The sequence below is a fragment of the Streptodolium elevatio genome (genome assembly GCF_053592165.1).
Genome location: NZ_JBSFVE010000001.1, coordinates 552,830 through 572,966, shown reverse-complemented (window position 1 = coordinate 572,966; position 20,137 = coordinate 552,830). Strand labels below are relative to the sequence as shown.

21 protein-coding genes are annotated in these 20,137 nt (G+C 71.3%); 17 read left to right on the top strand and 4 right to left on the bottom strand.

Features of this window, described 5'->3' with window-relative positions; all coding sequences use genetic code 11:
- The first annotated feature begins 26 nt into the window (after window positions 1-26).
- From infA to truA, 8 genes are all read left to right on the top strand, one after another.
- On the top strand, window positions 27-248 hold the full coding sequence (gene infA, locus ACWD12_RS02460) for a translation initiation factor IF-1 (protein WP_018382544.1): 222 nt from the start codon (window positions 27-29) through the stop codon (window positions 246-248).
- A 100-nt stretch (window positions 249-348) separates the two neighbouring features.
- Window positions 349-462: a 50S ribosomal protein L36 gene (gene rpmJ / locus ACWD12_RS02455; protein WP_009740505.1), complete on the top strand. Its 114-nt coding sequence runs from the start codon at window positions 349-351 to the stop codon at window positions 460-462.
- A 212-nt stretch (window positions 463-674) separates the two neighbouring features.
- Entirely contained in the window at window positions 675-1,055 is a 381-nt protein-coding gene (gene rpsM, locus ACWD12_RS02450; protein ID WP_358360785.1) for a 30S ribosomal protein S13, read from the top strand.
- A 65-nt stretch (window positions 1,056-1,120) separates the two neighbouring features.
- Window positions 1,121-1,522, top strand: coding sequence for a 30S ribosomal protein S11 (gene rpsK, locus ACWD12_RS02445; protein ID WP_235054792.1), 402 nt, complete (start codon window positions 1,121-1,123; stop codon window positions 1,520-1,522).
- Window positions 1,523-1,551: 29 nt separating this feature from the next.
- On the top strand, window positions 1,552-2,178 hold the full coding sequence (rpsD, locus tag ACWD12_RS02440) for a 30S ribosomal protein S4 (RefSeq protein ID WP_358360782.1): 627 nt from the start codon (window positions 1,552-1,554) through the stop codon (window positions 2,176-2,178).
- 115 nt (window positions 2,179-2,293) lie between these two features.
- Window positions 2,294-3,310 carry a DNA-directed RNA polymerase subunit alpha gene (locus tag ACWD12_RS02435; RefSeq protein WP_235054790.1) on the top strand — a complete coding sequence of 339 codons (1,017 nt, stop codon included), beginning with the start codon at window positions 2,294-2,296 and terminating at the stop codon, window positions 3,308-3,310.
- Window positions 3,311-3,550: 240 nt separating this feature from the next.
- Complete coding sequence (gene rplQ, locus ACWD12_RS02430; RefSeq protein WP_358360780.1) at window positions 3,551-4,102, top strand: 50S ribosomal protein L17; 552 nt, start codon at window positions 3,551-3,553, stop codon at window positions 4,100-4,102.
- A gap of 210 nt (window positions 4,103-4,312) precedes the next feature.
- Window positions 4,313-5,218 carry a tRNA pseudouridine(38-40) synthase TruA gene (gene truA, locus ACWD12_RS02425; protein ID WP_435839155.1) on the top strand — a complete coding sequence of 302 codons (906 nt, stop codon included), beginning with the start codon at window positions 4,313-4,315 and terminating at the stop codon, window positions 5,216-5,218.
- 72 nt (window positions 5,219-5,290) lie between these two features.
- Here truA and ACWD12_RS02420 read toward each other — a convergent pair whose 3' ends face one another.
- On the bottom strand, window positions 5,291-6,403 hold the full coding sequence (locus ACWD12_RS02420; protein WP_450097982.1) for a hypothetical protein: 1,113 nt from the start codon (window positions 6,401-6,403) through the stop codon (window positions 5,291-5,293).
- A 425-nt stretch (window positions 6,404-6,828) separates the two neighbouring features.
- On the opposite strand from ACWD12_RS02420, the gene rplM reads away from it, so the two are divergent.
- The 3 genes from rplM (at window position 6,829) to glmM (ending at window position 9,382) form a co-directional block, all read left to right on the top strand.
- A complete protein-coding gene (rplM, locus tag ACWD12_RS02415) occupies window positions 6,829-7,272 on the top strand; it encodes a 50S ribosomal protein L13 (protein WP_358360776.1) in 444 nt (147 codons plus the stop codon).
- A gap of 54 nt (window positions 7,273-7,326) precedes the next feature.
- The gene (rpsI, locus tag ACWD12_RS02410; protein ID WP_358360773.1) at window positions 7,327-7,818 is read left to right on the top strand and encodes a 30S ribosomal protein S9; all 492 of its coding nucleotides are present in this window, start codon (window positions 7,327-7,329) and stop codon (window positions 7,816-7,818) included.
- A gap of 211 nt (window positions 7,819-8,029) precedes the next feature.
- The gene (gene glmM / locus ACWD12_RS02405) at window positions 8,030-9,382 is read left to right on the top strand and encodes a phosphoglucosamine mutase (protein ID WP_358360772.1); all 1,353 of its coding nucleotides are present in this window, start codon (window positions 8,030-8,032) and stop codon (window positions 9,380-9,382) included.
- A 72-nt stretch (window positions 9,383-9,454) separates the two neighbouring features.
- Here glmM and ACWD12_RS02400 read toward each other — a convergent pair whose 3' ends face one another.
- Both ACWD12_RS02400 and coaA read right to left on the bottom strand, forming a co-directional pair.
- Entirely contained in the window at window positions 9,455-10,414 is a 960-nt protein-coding gene (locus tag ACWD12_RS02400) for a DUF389 domain-containing protein (protein WP_450097981.1), read from the bottom strand.
- A gap of 15 nt (window positions 10,415-10,429) precedes the next feature.
- Window positions 10,430-11,407: a type I pantothenate kinase gene (gene coaA, locus ACWD12_RS02395; protein WP_450097980.1), complete on the bottom strand. Its 978-nt coding sequence runs from the start codon at window positions 11,405-11,407 to the stop codon at window positions 10,430-10,432.
- A gap of 77 nt (window positions 11,408-11,484) precedes the next feature.
- On the opposite strand from coaA, the gene glmS reads away from it, so the two are divergent.
- The gene (gene glmS / locus ACWD12_RS02390; RefSeq protein ID WP_450097979.1) at window positions 11,485-13,335 is read left to right on the top strand and encodes a glutamine--fructose-6-phosphate transaminase (isomerizing); all 1,851 of its coding nucleotides are present in this window, start codon (window positions 11,485-11,487) and stop codon (window positions 13,333-13,335) included.
- 78 nt (window positions 13,336-13,413) lie between these two features.
- Window positions 13,414-13,953 (top strand): GNAT family N-acetyltransferase, encoded by a 540-nt coding sequence (locus ACWD12_RS02385; protein ID WP_450097978.1) that lies wholly within the window; start codon window positions 13,414-13,416, stop codon window positions 13,951-13,953.
- A gap of 40 nt (window positions 13,954-13,993) precedes the next feature.
- Here the strand turns inward: ACWD12_RS02385 and ACWD12_RS02380 are convergent, their stop codons facing one another.
- Window positions 13,994-14,542 carry a MarR family winged helix-turn-helix transcriptional regulator gene (locus ACWD12_RS02380; RefSeq protein WP_450097977.1) on the bottom strand — a complete coding sequence of 183 codons (549 nt, stop codon included), beginning with the start codon at window positions 14,540-14,542 and terminating at the stop codon, window positions 13,994-13,996.
- Between the two features lie 295 nt (window positions 14,543-14,837).
- Between ACWD12_RS02380 and ACWD12_RS02375 the strand changes: the two genes are divergently transcribed.
- The 4 genes from ACWD12_RS02375 to ACWD12_RS02360 all read left to right on the top strand — a co-directional run bounded on the left by ACWD12_RS02375 (window position 14,838) and on the right by ACWD12_RS02360 (window position 19,962).
- Window positions 14,838-15,917: an EamA family transporter gene (locus tag ACWD12_RS02375; protein WP_450097976.1), complete on the top strand. Its 1,080-nt coding sequence runs from the start codon at window positions 14,838-14,840 to the stop codon at window positions 15,915-15,917.
- A 281-nt stretch (window positions 15,918-16,198) separates the two neighbouring features.
- Window positions 16,199-17,653 (top strand): alkaline phosphatase PhoX, encoded by a 1,455-nt coding sequence (locus ACWD12_RS02370; RefSeq protein WP_450097975.1) that lies wholly within the window; start codon window positions 16,199-16,201, stop codon window positions 17,651-17,653.
- A gap of 438 nt (window positions 17,654-18,091) precedes the next feature.
- On the top strand, window positions 18,092-18,460 hold the full coding sequence (locus tag ACWD12_RS02365) for a holo-ACP synthase (RefSeq protein ID WP_358355188.1): 369 nt from the start codon (window positions 18,092-18,094) through the stop codon (window positions 18,458-18,460).
- Between the two features lie 17 nt (window positions 18,461-18,477).
- Complete coding sequence (locus ACWD12_RS02360) at window positions 18,478-19,962, top strand: NAD(P)H-hydrate dehydratase (protein ID WP_450097974.1); 1,485 nt, start codon at window positions 18,478-18,480, stop codon at window positions 19,960-19,962.
- Window positions 19,963-20,137: the final 175 nt, after the last annotated feature.

Sequence of the window (20,137 nt, the reverse complement as noted above, 5' to 3'; positions counted from 1 at the left end):
TCCCGAGTAGATGAAACGCGGAGGACATGCCCAAGAAGCAAGGGGCCATTGAGATCGAGGGCACCGTCATCGAGTCTCTCCCCAACGCCATGTTTCGCGTCGAGCTGCAGAACGGGCACAAGGTCCTCGCGCACATCAGCGGGAAGATGCGGATGCACTACATCCGGATCCTTCCGGACGACCGGGTTGTCGTCGAGCTGAGCCCGTACGACCTGACCCGCGGCCGAATCGTCTACCGCTACAAGTAGGCGAGCCCCCGCGTCCACGCGGACGTGTCGGGCGAACCGATAACCGCCTCGGCGATGAGGGTGCCTCCGGGTGCCCTTGTCAGCACGTACCGGAGAGATCATGAAGGTCAAGCCGAGCGTCAAGAAGATCTGTGACAAGTGCAAGGTGATCCGCCGTCACGGCCGGGTCATGGTGATCTGCGAGAACCTGCGCCACAAGCAGCGCCAGGGCTGAGCCCCGGCCGCCGCCCACGGGCAGGCAGAGCACCGCGCACGCGGCACGAGATCGTCGCGCGACGCACCACGTAATAGTCGTAGCACCCGACCCCCGCAGCAGGTAGGCGCGGGACGCCACCCCCGGTTGGAGGCCGGGGACCGAAGGATCCGAGAGAGACCCTTCCGGACCGGTGCTGCGCATGACCTCCAACGAACCCAGGAGCCACATACATGGCACGCCTCGTCGGCGTAGACCTGCCCCGTGAAAAGCGGGTCGAGGTCGCACTCACCTACATCTTCGGCGTCGGTCGCACCCGCGCGCTGGAGACCCTGAGCAACACCGGCGTCAACCCGGACACGCGCGTTCGCGACCTGACCGAAGAAGAGCTGGTCAAGCTCCGCGACTGGATCGACGGCAACTACCGCGTCGAGGGCGACCTGCGCCGCGAGGTCCAGGCCGACATCCGCCGCAAGGTCGAGATCGGCTGCTACGAGGGCCTTCGCCACCGTCGCGGTCTCCCGGTCCGCGGTCAGCGGACGCACACCAACGCGCGTACCCGCAAGGGCCCGCGTCGCGCCATCGCCGGCAAGAAGAAGCCGGGCAAGAAGTAGTCCGCCGAGCCGGATCATGACGGTCCCCGCTCAGTCGGACCGACGACCTCAGGAGTTTCCAGCAGATGCCTCCCAAGAGCCGCACCGGCGCCAAGAAGGTGCGCCGCAAGGAAAAGAAGAACGTCGCTCACGGGCACGCCCACATCAAGAGCACGTTCAACAACACGATCGTGTCGATCACCGACCCGAACGGCAATGTGATCTCGTGGGCCTCCGCGGGCCACGTGGGCTTCAAGGGTTCGCGTAAGTCGACCCCGTTCGCCGCGCAGATGGCCGCCGAGTCGGCTGCCCGCCGTGCCCAGGAGCACGGCATGCGCAAGGTCGACGTCTTCGTCAAGGGCCCGGGTTCGGGCCGTGAGACCGCCATTCGCTCGCTGCAGGCCACCGGCCTCGAGGTGGGGTCCATCCAGGACGTCACCCCCGTGCCCCACAACGGCTGCCGCCCCCCCAAGCGCCGCCGCGTCTGAGCCTGAAGCCGAGTAGGAGTTAGAGAACCATGGCGCGTTACACCGGCGCTGACTGCAAGCGCTGCCGTCGCGAGAAGATGAAGCTGTTCCTCAAGGGCAGCAAGTGCGAAGGGCCGAAGTGCCCGATCGAGATCCGGCCGTACCCGCCGGGTGAGCACGGCCGCGGCCGTACCAAGGACAGCGAGTACCTGCTGCAGATGCGCGAGAAGCAGAAGTGCGCGCGCATCTACGGCGTCCTCGAGAAGCAGTTCCGCGGCTACTACGAGGAGGCGAACCGCAAGCAGGGCAAGACCGGCGAGAACCTGCTGCGCATCCTCGAGTCGCGTCTCGACAACGTGGTCTACCGCGCGGGCTTCGCCAAGTCGCGTGACCACGCCCGTCAGCTTGTCCGCCACGGCCACATCCAGGTCAACGGCGTCAAGACCGACATCCCGTCGGCTCGCGTCAGCGAGAACGACATCATCGAGGTCCGCAAGGACTCCGTCGAGCTGACCCCGTTCGTGGTCGCTCGCGCCGAGGCCGGCGAGCGTCCGGTTCCGGCGTGGCTCGAGGTCATCCCCGGCAAGATGCGGATCCTCGTGCACTCCCTGCCCGCGCGTCAGGTCATCGACACGCAGGTGCAGGAGCAGCTCATCGTCGAGCTCTACTCCAAGTAATCCCGGGTAGAGACGACAAAAAGGGTCGGGCGGGACGGTTTCCTACCGTTCCGCCCGTACCCTTGCCATAGCCGTCGGTGTCATATAGCGGGCACCGAAGACATGGAGGAATCCCATGCTGATCGCACAGCGTCCCACTCTGACCGAGGACGTCGTCGACGAATTCCGGTCCCGGTTCGTGATCGAGCCGCTGGAGCCGGGCTTCGGCTACACCCTCGGCAACTCGCTGCGCCGTACGCTCCTCTCCTCGATCCCGGGTGCCGCCGTCACGAGCATCCGCATCGACGGTGTCCTGCACGAGTTCACCACCGTGCCGGGCGTCAAGGAGGACGTCACCGACCTCATCCTCAACATCAAGCAGCTGGTCGTCTCCTCGGAGCACGACGAGCCCGTCGTGATGTACCTGCGCAAGCAGGGCCCGGGTGTGGTCACCGCCGGCGACATCGCGCCCCCGGCCGGTGTCGAGGTGCACAACCCCGAGCTGGTCCTGGCGACGCTGAACGCCAAGGGCAAGCTGGAGATGGAGCTGACCGTCGAGCGCGGTCGCGGCTACGTCTCCGCGGTGCAGAACAAGCAGGCGGGCCAGGAGATCGGCCGGATCCCGGTCGACTCGATCTACTCGCCGGTCATGAAGGTCACGTACAAGGTCGAGGCCACCCGTGTCGAGCAGCGCACGGACTTCGACAAGCTGATCGTGGACGTCGAGACCAAGCCGTCGATGCGTCCGCGCGACGCGATGGCCTCGGCGGGCAAGACCCTGGTCGAGCTGTTCGGCCTGGCGCGCGAGCTCAACGTCGACGCCGAGGGCATCGACATGGGCCCGTCGCCGACGGACGCCGCGCTCGCCGCCGATCTGGCGCTGCCGATCGAGGAGCTCGAGCTCACGGTCCGCTCGTACAACTGCCTCAAGCGCGAGGGCATCCACACCGTGGGTGAACTGGTCGCGCGCAGCGAGGCGGACCTGCTGGACATCCGCAACTTCGGTGCGAAGTCCATCGACGAGGTCAAGGCGAAGCTGGCCGGCATGGGCCTGGCCCTCAAGGACAGCCCGCCCGGATTCGACCCGACCGCCGCGGCCGACAGCTTCGGCGACGAGGACGACCACGGCTTCGCGGAGACCGAGCAGTACTGAGGTCCCGGCGCCGAGGTCCGGCATTGAGGTCCTGACGGGAGTGATCCCGAGGATCGCAACGCGGAGACCGCGCAGTACCGAGCAGTACTGAGAACGTCGTGCGGGGGAGGGCTTCCGGGCCCTCCCCTCGTACGGACCGCCCCCGGCGATCCGCCGGGGGCTCGCGTCCGGGCCGACCGGCTCGGACGGACTGACACCGGTACCTGATACGGCCGGTGCAGGGATACCAAGGAGAAAGCAATGCCCCGTCCCGCAAAGGGCGCCCGCCTCGGCGGCGGCCCGTCCCACGAGCGCCTGCTTCTTTCGGGCCTCGCGACGGCGCTGTTCGAGCACGGTCGTATCACCACGACCGAGGCGAAGGCCCGCCGGCTCCGTCCGGTCGCGGAGAAGCTGATCACCAAGGCGAAGCGCGGCGACCTGCACGCGCGCCGCCAGGTGCTCACCGTCGTCCGCGACAAGAGCGTCGTGCACACGCTCTTCGAGGAGATCGGTCCCCGGTACGCGAACCGTCCCGGCGGCTACACCCGCATCACCAAGATCGGGAACCGCAAGGGCGACAACGCGCCGATGGCCGTGATCGAGCTGGTCGAGGCCCTGACGGTCGCGCAGACCGCCGTGGGCGAGGCCGAGGCCGCCACCAAGCGCTCCGTCAAGGAGCAGGCGGCGAAGGCCGAGGAGACCAAGGTCGACACGAGCAAGAAGGCCGACGCCGACGAGGCCGAGGCTGCCGATGTCGAGGAGGCCCCCGAGGCCGCCGGCGACGACGCGGACAAGGTCGACACGGAGAAGTGACGCACTCCCCGCGCGAGCGGGAGTCGTCCGGACACCTGAGTCCACTTTGACGTGCGCGGGCCCGTTCTCCTCCCTCAGGGGTGGCGAGCGGGCCCGCGGCTTTTGGCCCGCGCCGGCCGTCGCGTCCGCCTGCGCGATCCGCGCGGACGCCTTGCGCCACAGGCGAGTTGGGCACACACGAACGGCACCTGCGGAGTGGGGAAGAGCAGCGTGAGCACCGAGATCCCGGCGCCGGGAGGCGGGGACGGGGGACCAGCGGCCGACCCGGAGCCGGTGCGGCTGAGGATCGATCTGGCGTACGACGGCACGGACTTCTCCGGTTGGGCCCGCCAGCCCGGTCTGCGGACCGTCCAGGGCACCCTGGAGCAGGCGCTGACCACCGTCCTGCGGCTCCCCGAGCCCGCGCAGCTGACGGTCGCCGGACGCACCGACGCGGGCGTGCACGCGCGCGGCCAGGTCGCGCACGTCGACATCCCCGCGGACAAGTGGACGCTGGACGGCCCGCAGCTCGTGCGCAGGCTCTCCGGCACGCTTCCGCGCGACGTACGGGTCCGCGAAGTCTCCCGCGCCCCCGAGGGGTTCGACGCCCGCTTCGCCGCCGAGTGGCGCCGGTACGCCTACCGCATCAGCGACACCCCCGGCGGCGTCGACCCGCTGCGCCGCGCGCACGTCGTGTGGCACGACCGCCCGCTCGACGTGGACCTGATGAACGAGGCCGCCGGCCTCATGCTCGGCGACCACGACTTCGCCGCCTACTGCAAGCGCCGCGAGGGCGCATCGACGGTCCGCTGCCTCAAGGACTTCCACTGGGCGCGCGAGACGCCCGGCGAGTCCGACGCGGGGCCCGGTTTCACGCCACTGGTGATCGCCTCGGTACGCGCCGACGCGTTCTGCCACAACATGGTCCGCTCGCTCGTCGGCGCGATGACCGCGGTCGGTTCGGGGCGGCGGCCGGTGCGGTGGCCCGCGGAGGTGTTGGCGCGCGGCGTGCGCGACTCGTCGGTGCATGTGGCGCCCGCGCACGGGTTGGTGCTGGAGGAGGTGGCGTACCCCTCGGACGAGCGTCTCGCGGAGCGCGCCGCCAGGGCCAAGCGGCCCCGCCTCGACATCGTCTAGACCCAGGCCTGTCCCGCGGACACGGCCTGGTCGCGGACCTCGGCAGGGCCGTCATCGCCGTTGCCCGTCCGCTCACTTGCCTTCGAGCGCCTTCTCCGCCTCCGCCTTGGCCTTGTCGTAGATGGCCTGGGAGCGCTGCTCGCCGCGGAGGGTGAGGGTGTCCCGGACGACCCGGTCCAGGTCGTCGCCGGCCTGCTCGACCTTGGGGTCGCCCTTGGCCGGATCGATGCGGTTGTCCGGGCCCGGGTAGCCGCCGACCAGGAAGACCCCGTAGCGGCCGACGGAGTTGGTCTGGCGTATGCACGTGACACCGGGCTTGTCGGGTGCGGGCTGCGGGCAGAGCTCCTTGACCGGGCCGCCGGGCAGGCCCAGCAGCGAGGCGTCGCGGTTGCCGTTGCCGTCGGCGGCGGCGGCCCTGGCGTCGTCCGGCGAGGCGAACGCGGCGACCGCGACGGTGGCCGCGGTGCCGTCGGGCCCGGTGACGGTGGCCCGGATGATCTGGACACAGGCCTTGGTGCGCAGGATGTCGCCGAGCACGGGGTTGGCGGCGTCCGCGCAGGTGTTGTCCAGGCGTTTGGCGACGACGTTGTAGACGCGCCCGTCGATGCCCAGGCGCGCGGTCGGGAACAGCGCCTCGGGTGTGAAGGGCGCGGTGTCGAGCTGCGGGTCGGCGAGGACCTTGGCGCTGCCGGGTGCCGGGGGGATGGTCGGCACCGGCTTGAAGGTGGGTTTGGCGGTCCCCGAGCCGGCCGGATCGACCGGGGCCTCGGTGGGGGCGGTCTGCGCCGCGGGGCCCGAGTCGTCGCCCGACGATGTGGCCAGCCAGACGCCGGTGATCCCGACGACGGCCAGGACGGTCAGCGCGGCGCCGATGCGCATTTTGTTGGTACGGGCCCGCGCCCGGCGGCGGCTCTCGCGGTCGGCGAGAGCGCCCCAGTCGGGGGTGCCGGAGGCCGCGGCGGCAGCGCCGCGTCCGGACCGGGCCCGGCGGGCGGCGGCGCGGCCCCCGGTGCGGCCGCGCGTACCGGATGCGCTCGCGGGCCCGGACTGCGTTGCCCCGTAAGGGTCTTGGAGCTGGTCCCCGGTGTCGTCCAGGGGTGTTCCGGGTCGTATGGTCCACGGCGCCGGTTCGGCGGGGCCGGCGTGCTCCCGGCCGCGCCCGTTGCCGTTGGTGTCCGCGCTCACCGCAGCCTCCCACCGATTTCCCGCGGCTTGGTCGGGCGCCGGGCCGGTTCGGGCCCGGTCCGGGCCGCATCGCAGGCCCTCGCCATGTGGCCCGCAGCATACTGTCGGCGGGCGGCCGTCCCGGTACGTGGTCGGAACCGCTCGTACGGGCGGATACCATTGACAGGCAGGGGAGGGGGCTCGGGGAGCACAGCCCCCCGAGGCTCGTTTTGACCGGCGCCGCGTAAACCCGGTATTCTGCCGGTTCGTTGTGCGTATTGGCTTGCTTGAGTGAAGTCGGTACGCCGGGCGCCGCAAGAGACCCCCGGCAGCACCCCGCATGCTCTGAGATCGAGATCTGAGATCGACATCGCGTGGGAGTCGTCGGGCCCAGCCAAGCGCCATCCCGTCAGCACACACTCACGAAGAAGCGAAGGCTATCGACCGTGCGCACGTACAGCCCTAAGCCCGGCGACGTCCAGCGTCAGTGGCACGTCATCGACGCGACCGATGTCGTGCTCGGCCGTCTGTCCACCCAGGCCGCTGCCCTGCTCCGGGGCAAGCACAAGCCGGTGTACGCGCCGCACGTCGACACCGGCGATTTCGTCATCATTGTGAACGCGGACAAGGTTCACCTGTCCGGCAACAAGCGGACCCAGAAGATGGCGTACCGCCACTCTGGCCACCCGGGTGGTCTCCGCGCGGTCCGCTACGACGACCTTCTCTCCAAGAACCCGGAGAAGGCAGTCGAGAAGGCCATCAAGGGCATGCTCCCCAAGAACACCCTGGGCCGGCAGATGCTGTCGAAGCTCAAGGTGTACGCGGGTCCGGAGCACCCGCACCAGGCCCAGCAGCCGGTGCCGTTCGAGATCACCCAGGTCGCGCAGTAGTCACGGCCACAACACAGCCGCGACAAGCGGCTGAGGATCGCAAAGAGGAGAATCGTGGCCGAGACCACCGCTGAGGCCCCCATCGAGGAGACGACCTCCGAAGAGGTCACCCTCGAGAGCTACACCTCGGAGTCCCTGGCCGGTCGCTTCAGCGACCCGCAGCCGGGTGCCGCCACCGGCCGCCGCAAGGAGGCCATCGCCCGCGTGCGCATCGTCCCGGGCACCGGCAAGTGGAAGATCAACGGGCGTACGCTCGAGCAGTACTTCCCCAACAAGGTTCACCAGCAGCTCGTCAACGAGCCGTTCAAGATCCTTGAGCTGGACGAGAAGTACGACGTCATCGCCCGCATCGCGGGTGGCGGCGTCTCCGGCCAGGCCGGCGCGCTGCGCCTGGGCGTGGCCCGTGCGCTCAACGAGGCGGACGTCGAGCTGAACCGCCCGGCGCTGAAGAAGGCCGGCTTCCTGACGCGTGACCCGCGCGCCACCGAGCGCAAGAAGCCGGGTCTGAAGAAGGCCCGTAAGGCTCCGCAGTACAGCAAGCGTTAAATCCGGCGCGGGCAGCCTGCATTTTGCATCGGGCCCCGGGGCACAGAGTCTGTGCCCCGGGGCCCGATGCTTTTCCGGCATTCCCCGGTGCTTTTGCCTGACGCGTTCGAGCTGTGTTGGATCCGTGTTCAGTCCATGTGTTTGGTCCATGTCTGATGCGTCGACTCTGTCGACGACCGCGTGCTCGCGGTGTGATGCGGGAGGTCCGAAGGTGGGACGACTCTTCGGTACGGACGGGGTACGCGGTCTGGCCAACGGCCGGCTGACCGCCGAACTGGCCCTGGACCTGGCGGTCTGCGCCGCCCGGGTGCTGGGTTCGCAGGGTCGCACCGGGGGCCACGGGCGGCGGCCGTTCGCCGTGGTCGGCCGCGACCCGCGGGCGTCGGGCGAGTTCCTGGAGGCGGCCGTGGTCGCGGGCCTCGCGGGTGCCGGGGTGGACGTCTACCGGGCCGGGGTCCTGCCGACTCCCGCGGTCGCGCACCTGACCGGCCTGCTGGGCGCCGACCTGGGCGTCATGCTCTCGGCGAGCCACAACTCGATGCCCGACAACGGCATCAAGTTCTTCGCGCGCGGCGGGCACAAGCTCCCCGACGACGTCGAGGACAGCATCGAGTCGCTGCTCGGGACCGAGTGGGACCGTCCGACGGGCGCGCTGGTCGGCCGTGTCCAGGACCATCCCGAGGGCCACGAGCGGTACGTCGACCACCTGCTCGCCACGCTGCCGCACCGCCTGGACGGCCTGAAGGTCGTGCTGGACTGCGCCAACGGCGCGTCGTCGCGGGTCGCCCCCGACGCACTGCGCCAGGCCGGTGCCGAGGTCGTGACGATCCACGCGGAGCCGAACGGCCTCAACATCAACGAGGGTTGCGGTTCGACGCATCTGGACGACGTGAAGGCGGCCGTGGTCGAGCACGGCGCCGACGCGGGCATCGCGCACGACGGCGACGCGGACCGCTGCCTCGCGGTGGACGCGAACGGCGACGAGGTCGACGGCGACCAGATCCTCGCGGTGCTCGCGCTTGCCATGCGCGACGCGGGGACGCTGCGCGAGGACACCCTCGTCGCGACCGTCATGTCCAACCTGGGCCTCAAGCTCGCGATGCAGGGCGCCGGCGTCAAGATCGTCGAGACGGCGGTCGGCGACCGGTACGTCCTGGAGGCCATGCAGGCCGGTGGCCTCACGCTCGGCGGCGAGCAGTCCGGCCACGTCGTCATGCTGGACCACGCGACGACCGGCGACGGCACGCTGACCGCGCTGCACCTGCTGTCGCGGGTCGCGCAGACCGGCCGCCCGCTGCACGAGCTCGCCGCGGTCATGACGCGCCTGCCGCAGGTGCTGATCAACGTGTCGGGGGTGGACCGGACCCGCGTGCAGGCGTCGGCCGGTCTGGCCGCGGCGGTCGCCGACGCCGAGGCGCGGTTGGGCGGCGGCGGCCGGGTGCTGCTGCGCCCGTCGGGCACCGAACCGCTGGTGCGGGTCATGGTCGAGGCGCAGACGCACGAGCAGGCCCAGCGCGAGGCCGGGGCGTTGGCCGACGTCGTACGCGCCGAGCTGGCCGTCTGATCCCAGGCCGGGCAACAGGCAAGCGGCGGCCCCCGTCCCGGACTTCCGGGCGGGGGCCGCGGTCTTTGCGGGTCAGTCGCGTCGCAGGCCAGGGACGCCGGGGTGGTGCTTTCCGTGCGTCCTGCTCCACGCGTACCGCTGCGCGAGCAGGGTGCCGGTGCCCGCCACCACGATCGCGCCCAGGTTCAGGCCGAGTTGGCCGAGTGAGCCGCCCGCCTGGCTGAGGTCGCCGTACGCCACCGCCACCGCCGCGTTGGCGGCCGCCGGGACCGTGGTGACCGAGATCAGCACGCCGATCAGCGCCCCGGACTTCGACGACGTGAGCGACAGGATGCCCGCGACGCCGGCGAGGAAGGCGACCCAGAAGGACAGCCAGTCGGGCTGGTAGATGAACGACGTCTGCGGGCGGTCGCCTTCGAGCATGCTCTTGTCGAAGTCGCCCGACCAGGTGAGCAGCCAGGTGAACGCCATGGTCAGCGACATCGCGATCGGGAAGCCCGCCAGCAGCGCGAAGGCGGACCGCGCGGCGAGCCCGCGGCGGCGCTGCACGGTCGCCACGCACAGCCCGGCCAGCGGGCCGAACTCCGGTCCCACGACCATCGCTCCGACGATGAGGATCGGGTTGTCGAGGAGCACACCGCACGCGGCGATCATGGTGGCGATCGTCAGGAACGCCAGGAACGTGACGGTGAACGTGGACTCTTCGGACGTCGCCTCGGTGATCTGCTCCCACACCACCGCGTCGGCGCCCTCGCCCGGCGCGTCCGACTCGGCCTCGCGCGCGGACCGGGACAGCGCGACGTCGAGGCTCTCCAGCGCGATGGAGCCGTCCTCGTCGATGCCGAGCGCGCGCAGGTCGTCGAGCACGAGGTTCGCCGACTCGCGGGCGATGTCGCAGGCGATGACATCGCCGGGCGGTGACACGGCGACACCCGGCCACACGACCAGATGGGTGACGCCCGGCTCCGCTTCGAGCAGGCGGCGTACGGCACCGGACTTCTCGCGCGGCACGATGGCCCTCAGATGCAGCATGCCCGGACGGTATGGCTAGAGCTTGCGCAGGCGCAGCCGACTCACCGTGTGGTCCGTGTCCTTGCGGAGCACGAGGGTTGCCCGGCCGCGCGTGGGCAGGACGTTTTGTACGAGGTTGAGCTCGTTGATGTCGCGCCAGATGCCCTCCGCGTAGGAGAAGGCTTCGTCCTCGGTCATGGCGGCGTAGCGGCGGAAGTACGACGCCGGGTCCCGGAACGCGGTCTGACGCAGCTTCAGGAACCGGTCCAGGTACCAGCGCCGGATGTCCGAGGTGCGCGCGTCGACGTACACGCTGAAGTCGAAGAAGTCCGACACCGCGAGGCGGGGGCGGCCGTCGGCGCCGACGCGTGCGGGCTGCAGGACGTTGAGGCCCTCGACGATGAGGATGTCGGGCTGGCGTACGAACAGGCGTTCCTCGGGGACGATGTCGTACGTCAGGTGCGAGTAGACCGGTGCGCTGACCTCCGGCTTCCCGGCCTTGACGTCGGCGACGAAGCGCACCAGCGCGCGCTGGTCGTACGACTCCGGGAACCCCTTGCGGTGCATGATGCCGCGCCGTTCCAACTCCGCGTTGGGATACAGAAATCCGTCGGTGGTCAGCAGGGCCACGTGCGGATGGTCGGGCCAGCGGGCCAGCAGTTCGCGCAGGATGCGCGCGGTGGTGCTCTTGCCGACCGCGACACTCCCGGCGACGCCTATGACGAAGGGCGTGGTGCGGCGCTCGTCGTTGCCGAGGAACGTGGTGAGGGCGGAGTTGAGGCCGCGGGTGGCGGCCACGTACAGGTTGAGGAGCCGGGACAGCGGGAGGTAGACGTCGGTCACCTCGTCGAGGTCGACGACGTCGCCGAGGCCCCGCAGCCGCTCCAGTTCGTCGGCGGTCAGTGGCAGCGGTGTACTTGCCCGGAGCCGGCTCCACGCCTCGCGGTCGAGTTCGACGTACGGGGACAGGTCGCGTGCCGTGCCGGGTGTCACGATGGTGTGCACAACACACATTGTCCCCGGGGCCGCCTCGGGTCCGCGCCCCGGGCTGCTCCGCACGCTGCGCGGGGCGACCGTTTAAGCTGACCCCCATGTGCGGCATCGTTGGATACGTAGGTGGTCAGTCGGCGCTCGACGTCGTCATCGAGGGGCTGCGCCGCCTCGAATACCGGGGCTATGACTCCGCGGGCGTGGCAGTGCTCGCGGACGGCGCACTGGTCAGCGACAAGAAGGCCGGCAAGCTGGCCAATCTGGAGAAGTCGCTGACGGAGTCCCCGCTCGCGGTCGGTCCGACCGGCATCGGGCATACCCGCTGGGCGACGCACGGCGCGCCCACCGACGCCAACGCGCACCCGCACCTGGACAACGCGAGCCGCGTCGCGGTCGTCCACAACGGCATCATCGAGAACTTCGCGTCGCTGCGCGCCGAGTTGGCCGAGCGCGGCCACACGCTGCTGTCCGAGACGGACACCGAGGTGGTGACCCACCTCCTGGCCGAGCACTACGAGCCGTCCGGCGGCGACCTGGCCGAGGCGATGCGCCGCGTGTGCCGACTGCTGGAGGGCGCCTTCACGCTGGTGGCCGTGCACGCGGACGCGCCCGGCGTGGTGGTCGGCGCGCGCCGCAACTCGCCGCTGGTGGTCGGGCGGGGCGAGGGCGAGAACTTCCTCGCGTCGGATGTCGCGGCGTTCATCTCGCACACGCGCGAGGCCGTCGAGCTGGGCCAGGACCAGGTGGTCGAACTGCGCGCCGACGGCGTGACGATCACCGACTTCGAGGGCAACCCGGGCACGTTCCGCGAGTACCACGTGGACTGGGACGCCTCGGCCGCCGAGAAGGACGGCTACGACTACTTCATGCTCAAGGAGATCGCCGAGCAGCCGAAGGCGGTCGCCGACACCCTGCTGGGCCGGATCGGCACCGACGGGCGCCTGCGCCTGGACGAGGTGCGCATCCCGGACCAGGTGCTGCGCGAGGTCGACAAGGTCGTCATCATCGCGTGCGGCACATCGTTCCACGCCGCGATGATCGCCAAGTACGCGATCGAGCACTGGACGCGCGTGCCCTGCGAGGTGGAGCTCGCCAGCGAGTTCCGCTACCGGGACCCGATCCTGGACCGGCAGACGCTGGTGATAACGATCTCGCAGTCCGGCGAGACCATGGACACCCTGATGGCGCAGCGGCACGCGCGCGAGCAGGGCGCCAAGGTGCTGGCCATCTGCAACACCAACGGCTCGACGATGCCGCGCGAGGCCGACGCCGTGCTCTACACGCACGCGGGGCCCGAGGTCGCGGTCGCGTCGACAAAGGCGTTCCTGACCCAATTGGTGGCGTGCTACCTGGTCGCGCTGTACCTCGGGCAGGTGCGCGGCACCAAGTGGGGCGACGAGATCACCGAGGTGATCGAGCAGCTGGCCGCGATGCCGAAGCAGGTCGAGAAGGTCCTCGACACGATGGAGCCGGTACGCGACCTCGCGCGTTCGCTGCGGGACGCCACCTCGGTGCTGTTCCTGGGCCGCCACGTCGGATTCCCGGTGGCGCTGGAGGGTGCGCTCAAGCTCAAGGAGCTGGCGTACATGCACGCCGAGGGCTTCGCGGCGGGCGAGCTCAAGCACGGGCCGATCGCGCTGATCGAGGACGGCCTGCCGGTCGTCGTCGTGGTGCCGTCGCCGCGCGGGCGCAGTGTGCTGCACGACAAGATCGTGTCGAACATCCAGGAGATCCGGGCGCGCGGCGCCAAGACCATCGTGATCGCGGAGGAGGGGGACGAGACGGTCGTGCCGTACGCCGACCACCTGATCCGCATCCCGGTCACGCCGGTGCTGCTCCAGCCGCTGGTGGCGACGGTGCCGCTGCAGGTGTTCGCGTGCGAGTTGGCGACCGCCAAGGGCCACGAGGTGGACCAGCCGCGCAACCTGGCCAAGTCGGTCACCGTCGAGTGACGAGGGGCACCTGACGGGCGTTCCCGGGGGCCTGCGCGGCTCCCGCCCGGCGCCCGGGGTTCCCCGCGTCCCAGGCTCATGGCACGGACAGCAAGCGGTGTCGATCTGGTCGACCTGACGGTCCCGGACGACGGTGAGGAGGCGGAGCCGCGTATTGCGCGGCTCCGCGGGGCTGTGTGCGCGCTCGCGCCGCGGGCCGACCAGGAGGAGTTCTCCGGGCGGGCGGCCGACACGCTGCCGGTCGCGGACCGGGATCCGTTCCGTACGCCGTACGCGGTCGTGCACGACGGCACGGCGGTCGGCTTCGGTGTCCTGGACGTGCAGGGCTACCTCGACGAGATCGCCGACGAACCGAGGCGGGCGGTGCTGCTGCGCGGGTTCTACATCGGCGCGGGGTGGCAGCGGCGCGGGTTCGGCGGTGCCGCTATCCGGGCGCTGCCGGAGGCGGCGTTGAAGCTGGCGCCATGGGCGGAGGTGCTGCTGCTCACCGTGAACGTGCGCAACGAGGGCGCGGTCCGGGCGTATCTGGCGGGCGGGTTCGTCGACGAGGGGCGGCGCTACTTCGGGGGCGACGCGGGGCCGCAGCACGTACTGCGGTTGGAACTGGCCTCGTACTGACCGGTCTTGCCGATCGGTCGTGCTTTGCCGGCCCCTCCGGTCAGCTCGGCGAGCCCTCCTTGGCGATGAGCAGCTTGCGCAGGATGCCGTCGAGCTGGGTGCGTTCCTCGTCGGTGAGCACCTCGACCAGGCGCGCCTCGTTGGCGACGTGGCCCATCACGATGTCGTCGATGAGCTCCTTGCCGGCCGGGGTCAGCCGGATCATGACGGCGCGGCGGTCGGTGGCGCACGGGCGCCGCTCGACCAGGCCCTTGCCGGAGAGCTTGTCGACGCGGTTGGTGATCGCTCCCGAGGTGACCATCGCCGACTTGAGGAGTGCGCGGGCGTTGAGTTCGTAGGGTTCGCCCGAACGCCGCAGCGTGGCGAGCACGTCGAACTCGGAGAAGTCGAGGCCGTGCTTGGCGAAGTACTCGCGCAGGCCCGCCTCGACGTGCGCGTGGAAGCGGTTGTAGCGACCGACGAGGGCCATGGGGGCCAGGTCCATGTCGGGGCGCTCCCGGGCCCACTGGTCGACGATGTCGTCCACCGCGTCACGCGCCCCGGGCCGCCGCACGTGCGGCTGCGGGTGCTGTCGGGACTGTTCGGGCATTGGTTCCTGCCTTCCCCGTGTGGATGCCGGTCGGTGTTGCCGTGTCGCTGTTGCCGTGTCGGTAGTGCGGTCTCTGTGTTGCGGTGTCCGTGTTGCGGTTTTCGTGTTGCCGGGTGGTGCCAGGGGGCCTGCCCGGGATGCTGCCGGTCGGCGGTGGCCACCGCTGGTCACCGGGTTGTTCCGGCAAGTTCTACCAGTCTTCATTATCTCAACGCTCACATACTTGACGTTCGCGCTTCTGATGCGTAAAACTTATCTCAACGTTCAGATAATCAACGCTGAGGGGATCGGGGACATGGGCGGCGTGGCGATGGGCAAGGCGGGCGGCGGCAAGGCTTCCGCGGGACGGATCGGGGTGGCGGCGGCCGCGGCCCTGGCGCCGGCGGCGTGGGGCACGACATACCTGGTGACCACAGAGCTGCTGCCCGACGGTCGCCCGATGCTGCTCGCGGCGCTGCGTGCGCTGCCCGCGGGCCTGCTGCTCCTGTTGCTCGGACGCAAGCTGCCGAGGGGCAGGTGGTGGGGGCGGGCCGCGATCCTCGGCATGCTGAACATCGGGTTCTTCTTCCCGCTGATCTTCGTCGGGGCGTACCACCTGCCGGGCGGCGTCGCCGCGACCATCGGGGCGATCCAGCCGCTGCTGGTGATCGGGTTCTCCGCGATGATCCTGGGCGCGCGGCCCAGCCGCCGCGCGGTCGTCGCCGGCCTCGTGGGGGTCGTGGGCGTCGGCCTGCTGGTGCTCAAGGGCAGCGCGAAGCTCGACGGCGTCGGGATCGCGGCCATGCTGACCGCAATCGTGATCATGGCGCTGGGCACCGTGCTCACCCGCAAGTGGGGCAAGCCCGAGGGCGTCACGATGTTGGACCTGACGGCGTGGCAGCTCACCGCGGGCGGGCTGTTCCTGGCCCCGCTGGCGCTCGTCACCGAAGGCGCGCCCCCGGCGTTCACCGGCGAGAACTGGATCGGGTTCGCGTACCTCGGCCTGTTCGGCACCGCGCTGGCGTACGTCCTGTGGTTCCGCGGCATCGACCGCCTCGGCGCCGGGCCGGTGTCGTTCCTGGCGCTGGTCAACCCGGCGGTCGCGACTATTGGCGGCATCGTGGTGCTGGGCCAGACCCTGACGGTGTGGCAGATCCTGGGTCTGCTGCTGGCTCTCGGTGCGATGTTCGCGGGCCAGGCGCCGGGCAAGCCGAAGAGCGAGCCGAGCACCGTGGTGCGCCAGGGCGGACCGGTGGCCGCCGCCGCCGACGGGCAGGAAGCGGCGGCCGACGTGCCGGGCGACGTGGCCCGCGACCTGGCTCCCGGCGAGGCGTCCGATGCGGCGGGTGAGCCCTCGGGCGGCCCTCGCCGTGAGCCGGTGGCGGCGACTGGCTGAGGCGGCCTCGCGGGGGCGGCGGTCAAGGAACGGCGGTCAAGGAACGGCGTCAAGGGGCGACGGCCGAAGGGCGGCTTGCCAAGAATGGCGGTCGCGAGTGGCAGCCAAGAGTGACGGCGACAAAGGCGGGGCCCTGGCGGCCCCGCCTTTGCTCGTGCGGAAACGTTTGCAGAAACGTTCGCGAGGGTTCTGGCGAAGCGACTTCTACGCGAGTAGCGTCACTGCGATCCGCCACGCATGCGGGCGTATGTCGCATGCCGCCCAGGGAGGGACCCACGCCTGTGGACCGACGCCGATTCTTGTCCCGAAGTGCCACCGTCGCCGTAGGGGCCGCCGTCGTCGGCGGACCGTTCCAAGGACTCGCCGCCCACGCCGCCGACGCCGTCGCCGCCGATGGCACCGGCGCGGACACGCGGCACGGACGGCCCGGCGGGTACGGCCCCCTCAAGCCCGTCGCCGACGAACGCGACGGCGCGGTGCGCCTGCACCTGCCCGACGGATTCCGCTACCGGTCCTTCACCCCGGCGGGCTCGCCGATGACCGACGGCGCGCCGACGCCCGGCAAGCACGACGGCATGGCGGCGTTCCGCGGGCGCCGCGGGACGACCGTTCTGGTGCGGAACCACGAGGTCAACGGACCGGTGGGGGCCTTCGGCGATGCGGCACGGGCGTACGACCCGGCGACCGGAGGCGGCACGACCACCGTCGTGGTCGACCGCTACGGGAATGTGGAGTCCTCGCGCGTCAGCCTCAACGGCACGCAGATGAACTGCTCGGGCGGGCCCATGCCGTGGGGCTCGTGGATCACCTGCGAGGAGACGGTCAACGGCCCCGACGTCGGCAACGACTTCACCGGTGCGGACAACGGCAAGCTCAAGCAGAAGCACGGCTACCTGTTCGAGGTGCCCGCCGACGGCACGTCGTCGCGCGTGCCGATCCGCAGCGCGGGGCGCTTCGCCCACGAGGCGGCGGTGTACGACCCCGTCACGGGCGCGGTCTACCTCACCGAGGACAACTTCGGCTTCGCGTCCGGCTTCTACCGCTACCTCCCGCCGATCAGCCCGTGGGTCGGCGGCCGGCTGCGCGACGGCGGACGGCTCCAGATGCTCGCGGTCAAGGGACGCCCCGGCACGGACCTGTCGGCCGCGCAGCGACCGGGGGCCGCGTACGACATCACCTGGGTCGACATCGACGACCCCGACCCGGTGTTCGCCCCGGGCACGACCAACGACCAGGCGATCCAGGCGGTCGGCAACCAGGGCCGGGCCAAGGGCGCGGCGCTGTTCTCGCGCCTCGAAGGCGCGTACTACCAGCGCGGCGTCGTGTACTTCGTGTCCACGCAGGGCGGCGCGACCGCGCCGGGGGAGACGGCCCCGGACGGGTTCGGCGACGGGCGCGGGCAGGTGTGGGCGTACAACACCGTCACGCGCCGCCTGCGGCTCGTCTACGAGTCGCCGGGCTCGGCGCGCCTGGACCTGCCCGACAACGTCACGGTCAGCCCGCGCGGCACGCTGGTCCTCTGCGAGGATGGTGACGCGGACAACTTCCTGCGCGGACTCACGGTCGACGGCCGCATCTTCGACCTGGCGCGTCTGGAACCCGTCGTCGGCGACGCGGGCGCGGAGTTCGCCGGCGCCACCTTCGGCCCGGACGCGCACACGCTGTACGTGAACGTGCAGTCGAGGCTCGGCATGACATTCGCCGTCTGGGGGCCCTGGCACAGGGGCGGGTTCTAGTGCTGTGACCCGGAAGGGTTCACCGGTTCCCGGCGCCCGGCGCCCGGCACCGCACCTCGCCGCGTTGCAGGCCCTCGCGAGTACGACCGAGTACGAGCTTCGGGCCTGCGCCTTGCTCGGGAAGGCCGCCAGGCCCGGCGGCACGGCACCGAACACCGGGACCGGCGAACCTTCCCGGCCACAGCGCTAGGCCGTGTCTTCAAATTCCCGCCGGGTCCTGACGGCCCTCCCAAGCCAAACCCAGGCCGAGCTGCGGCCCGCGCCTTGCTTGGGAGGGCCGCCAGGCCCGGCGCGCACACCACGGCATGCTGGCTGTCCGACAGGACTCTGAAGACACTCCCTGGCGGTGCCTGCGGGCTGATCCGCGGATCTCTGCGCGTGCGGGAGTTGCCGGGACGTCGCGGATGTCGCCTCTGCGGGACATGCCATGCTGGCGCCGTGATTGTGGGTGTGGGGATCGACGTCGCCGACATCGGGCGGTTCGGGTTGTCGCTGGAGCGGACGCCGGGCCTTGCCGGCCGGCTGTTCACCGAGGCGGAGCGGTACGTGCGGCCAGGTCAGGAGCGCGGGGTCGCCTCGCTCGCCGCGCGGTTCGCGGCCAAGGAGGCGCTCGCGAAAGCCCTCGGCGCGCCGCGCGGATTGCAGTGGCAGGACGCGGAGATCCGCACCGAGGACTCGGGGCGTCCCGTGCTGACGGTACGCGGCACGGTCGCCGCGCGGGCCGCCGAACTTGGCGTCACCGGCTGGCATGTGTCGCTGAGCCACGACGCGGGCATCGCTTCGGCGGTCGTCATCGCGGAGGGATAGGGCGGGAGGACAGTCGGGTGCGCGAAGCCCACAGCGTCGAACAGGTCCGGGCGGCGGAGGCCGCGCTCATGGCCGTGCTGCCGGAGGGAACGCTCATGCAGCGTGCCGCCGCCGGCCTTGCCGTCACGTGCGCGGGCCTTCTCGGCCGCGTCTACGGCAGCCGCGTGGTGCTGCTGGTCGGCAGCGGCGACAACGGCGGCGACGCTTTGTACGCCGGTGCCCGACTGGCCCGCCGCGGCGCACGCGTCGACGCGCTTCTGCTGAGCCCGCAGAGGGCCCACGCGGGCGGTCTGGCGGCCTTGCGGAGCGCGGGCGGGTGGTCGCTCCCCGCCGACGCACCTGGCTTTCCAGCGGCCGCACAGCGCCTCGTCGCGGCGGCCGACCTCGTCATGGACGGCATCGTCGGGATCGGCGGTCGGGGCGGGCTGCGCGCCCCCGCCGCGGAACTCGCCCAGGCCGTCGGTGAGGCCGGGGCGGTAGTGGTCGCGGTCGACCTCCCGAGCGGCGTCGACGCCGACACCGGCGCGGTGCCCGAGGTGGTCGAAGGGCTTCCGTCCGCACTGCGCGCGGACGTCACCGTCACCTTCGGAACCCACAAGCCGGGGCTGCTCGTCGACCCCGGCGCCGCGTACGCAGGTGTGGTGGAACTGGTCGACATCGGCCTCGAACCGCCCGCGCCGGTCCTGCGGGCCGCTCAACACGCCGACATCGCCAGGCTGTTGCCCCGGCCCGCCCGTGAGACGGACAAGTACGCGCGCGGCGTCCTCGGCCTGGCCGCCGGCTCCGAGCGTTATCCGGGCGCCGCGGTGCTCGCCACCGGCGCGGCCCTGCACGGCGGCGCGGGCGCGCTGCGTTACGTCGGCCCACGCGCGGTCGGCGACGCCGTGCTGGCCGCGCACCCCGAGGTGATGGTGGGTGCCGGGCGGGTCCAGGCGTACGCCGTCGGCCCGGGCATCGACACGGGAGAGGAGGCCCGCGAGCGTCTGGCGGCCGTCCTCGCCGACGAGGTGCCGGTGCTGGTCGACGCCGACGGGCTCACCCTTCTGGCGGAATCGGGACCGAAAGCGTTGCGGAACACCCCGGGCGCGCTGCTCACCCCGCATGCGGGTGAGGCCGTGCGGCTCCTGGCCGGGCTCGGCGAGGAGTCGACGCGCGCGGGGGTGGAGGCCGACCGGATCGGGGACGCCCGGCGCCTCGCCGCGGGGTACGCGGCCACCGTCCTGCTCAAGGGCAGCACGACGGTGATTGCCGACCCGCGAGGCGAGGTGTGGGTGAACCCCACCGGCACGCCCTATCTGGCCACGGCCGGGAGCGGCGACGTACTCACCGGCCTGTCGGGCGCGTTGCTGGCCGCGGGGCTGTCGCCCACCGAGGCGGCGGTGTGCGGCGCTTACCTGCACGGTCTGGCGGGACACCTGGCCGCCGACGAAGGGGCGCCGTGCTCGGCGTCGGACGTCCTGAGGGCTCTGCCGGGCGCGTGGCACGAGGTGTGCGGCGCCTGACGAGCTGGGCGCGGTATCTGACGTGGTGGCAGCTGGCTCCGGATGACCGTCGGCGGCGCCGGACCGACGTCTTCGGGTCCGCGGTAATGGTGCGTGCGGGCGGAGGCGTCGGATGTGCGGGGCGTGCGTCGGCTTCCGTCTTGCGGGCGGCCGCGCGCCCGCCGTGCGCGCCGGG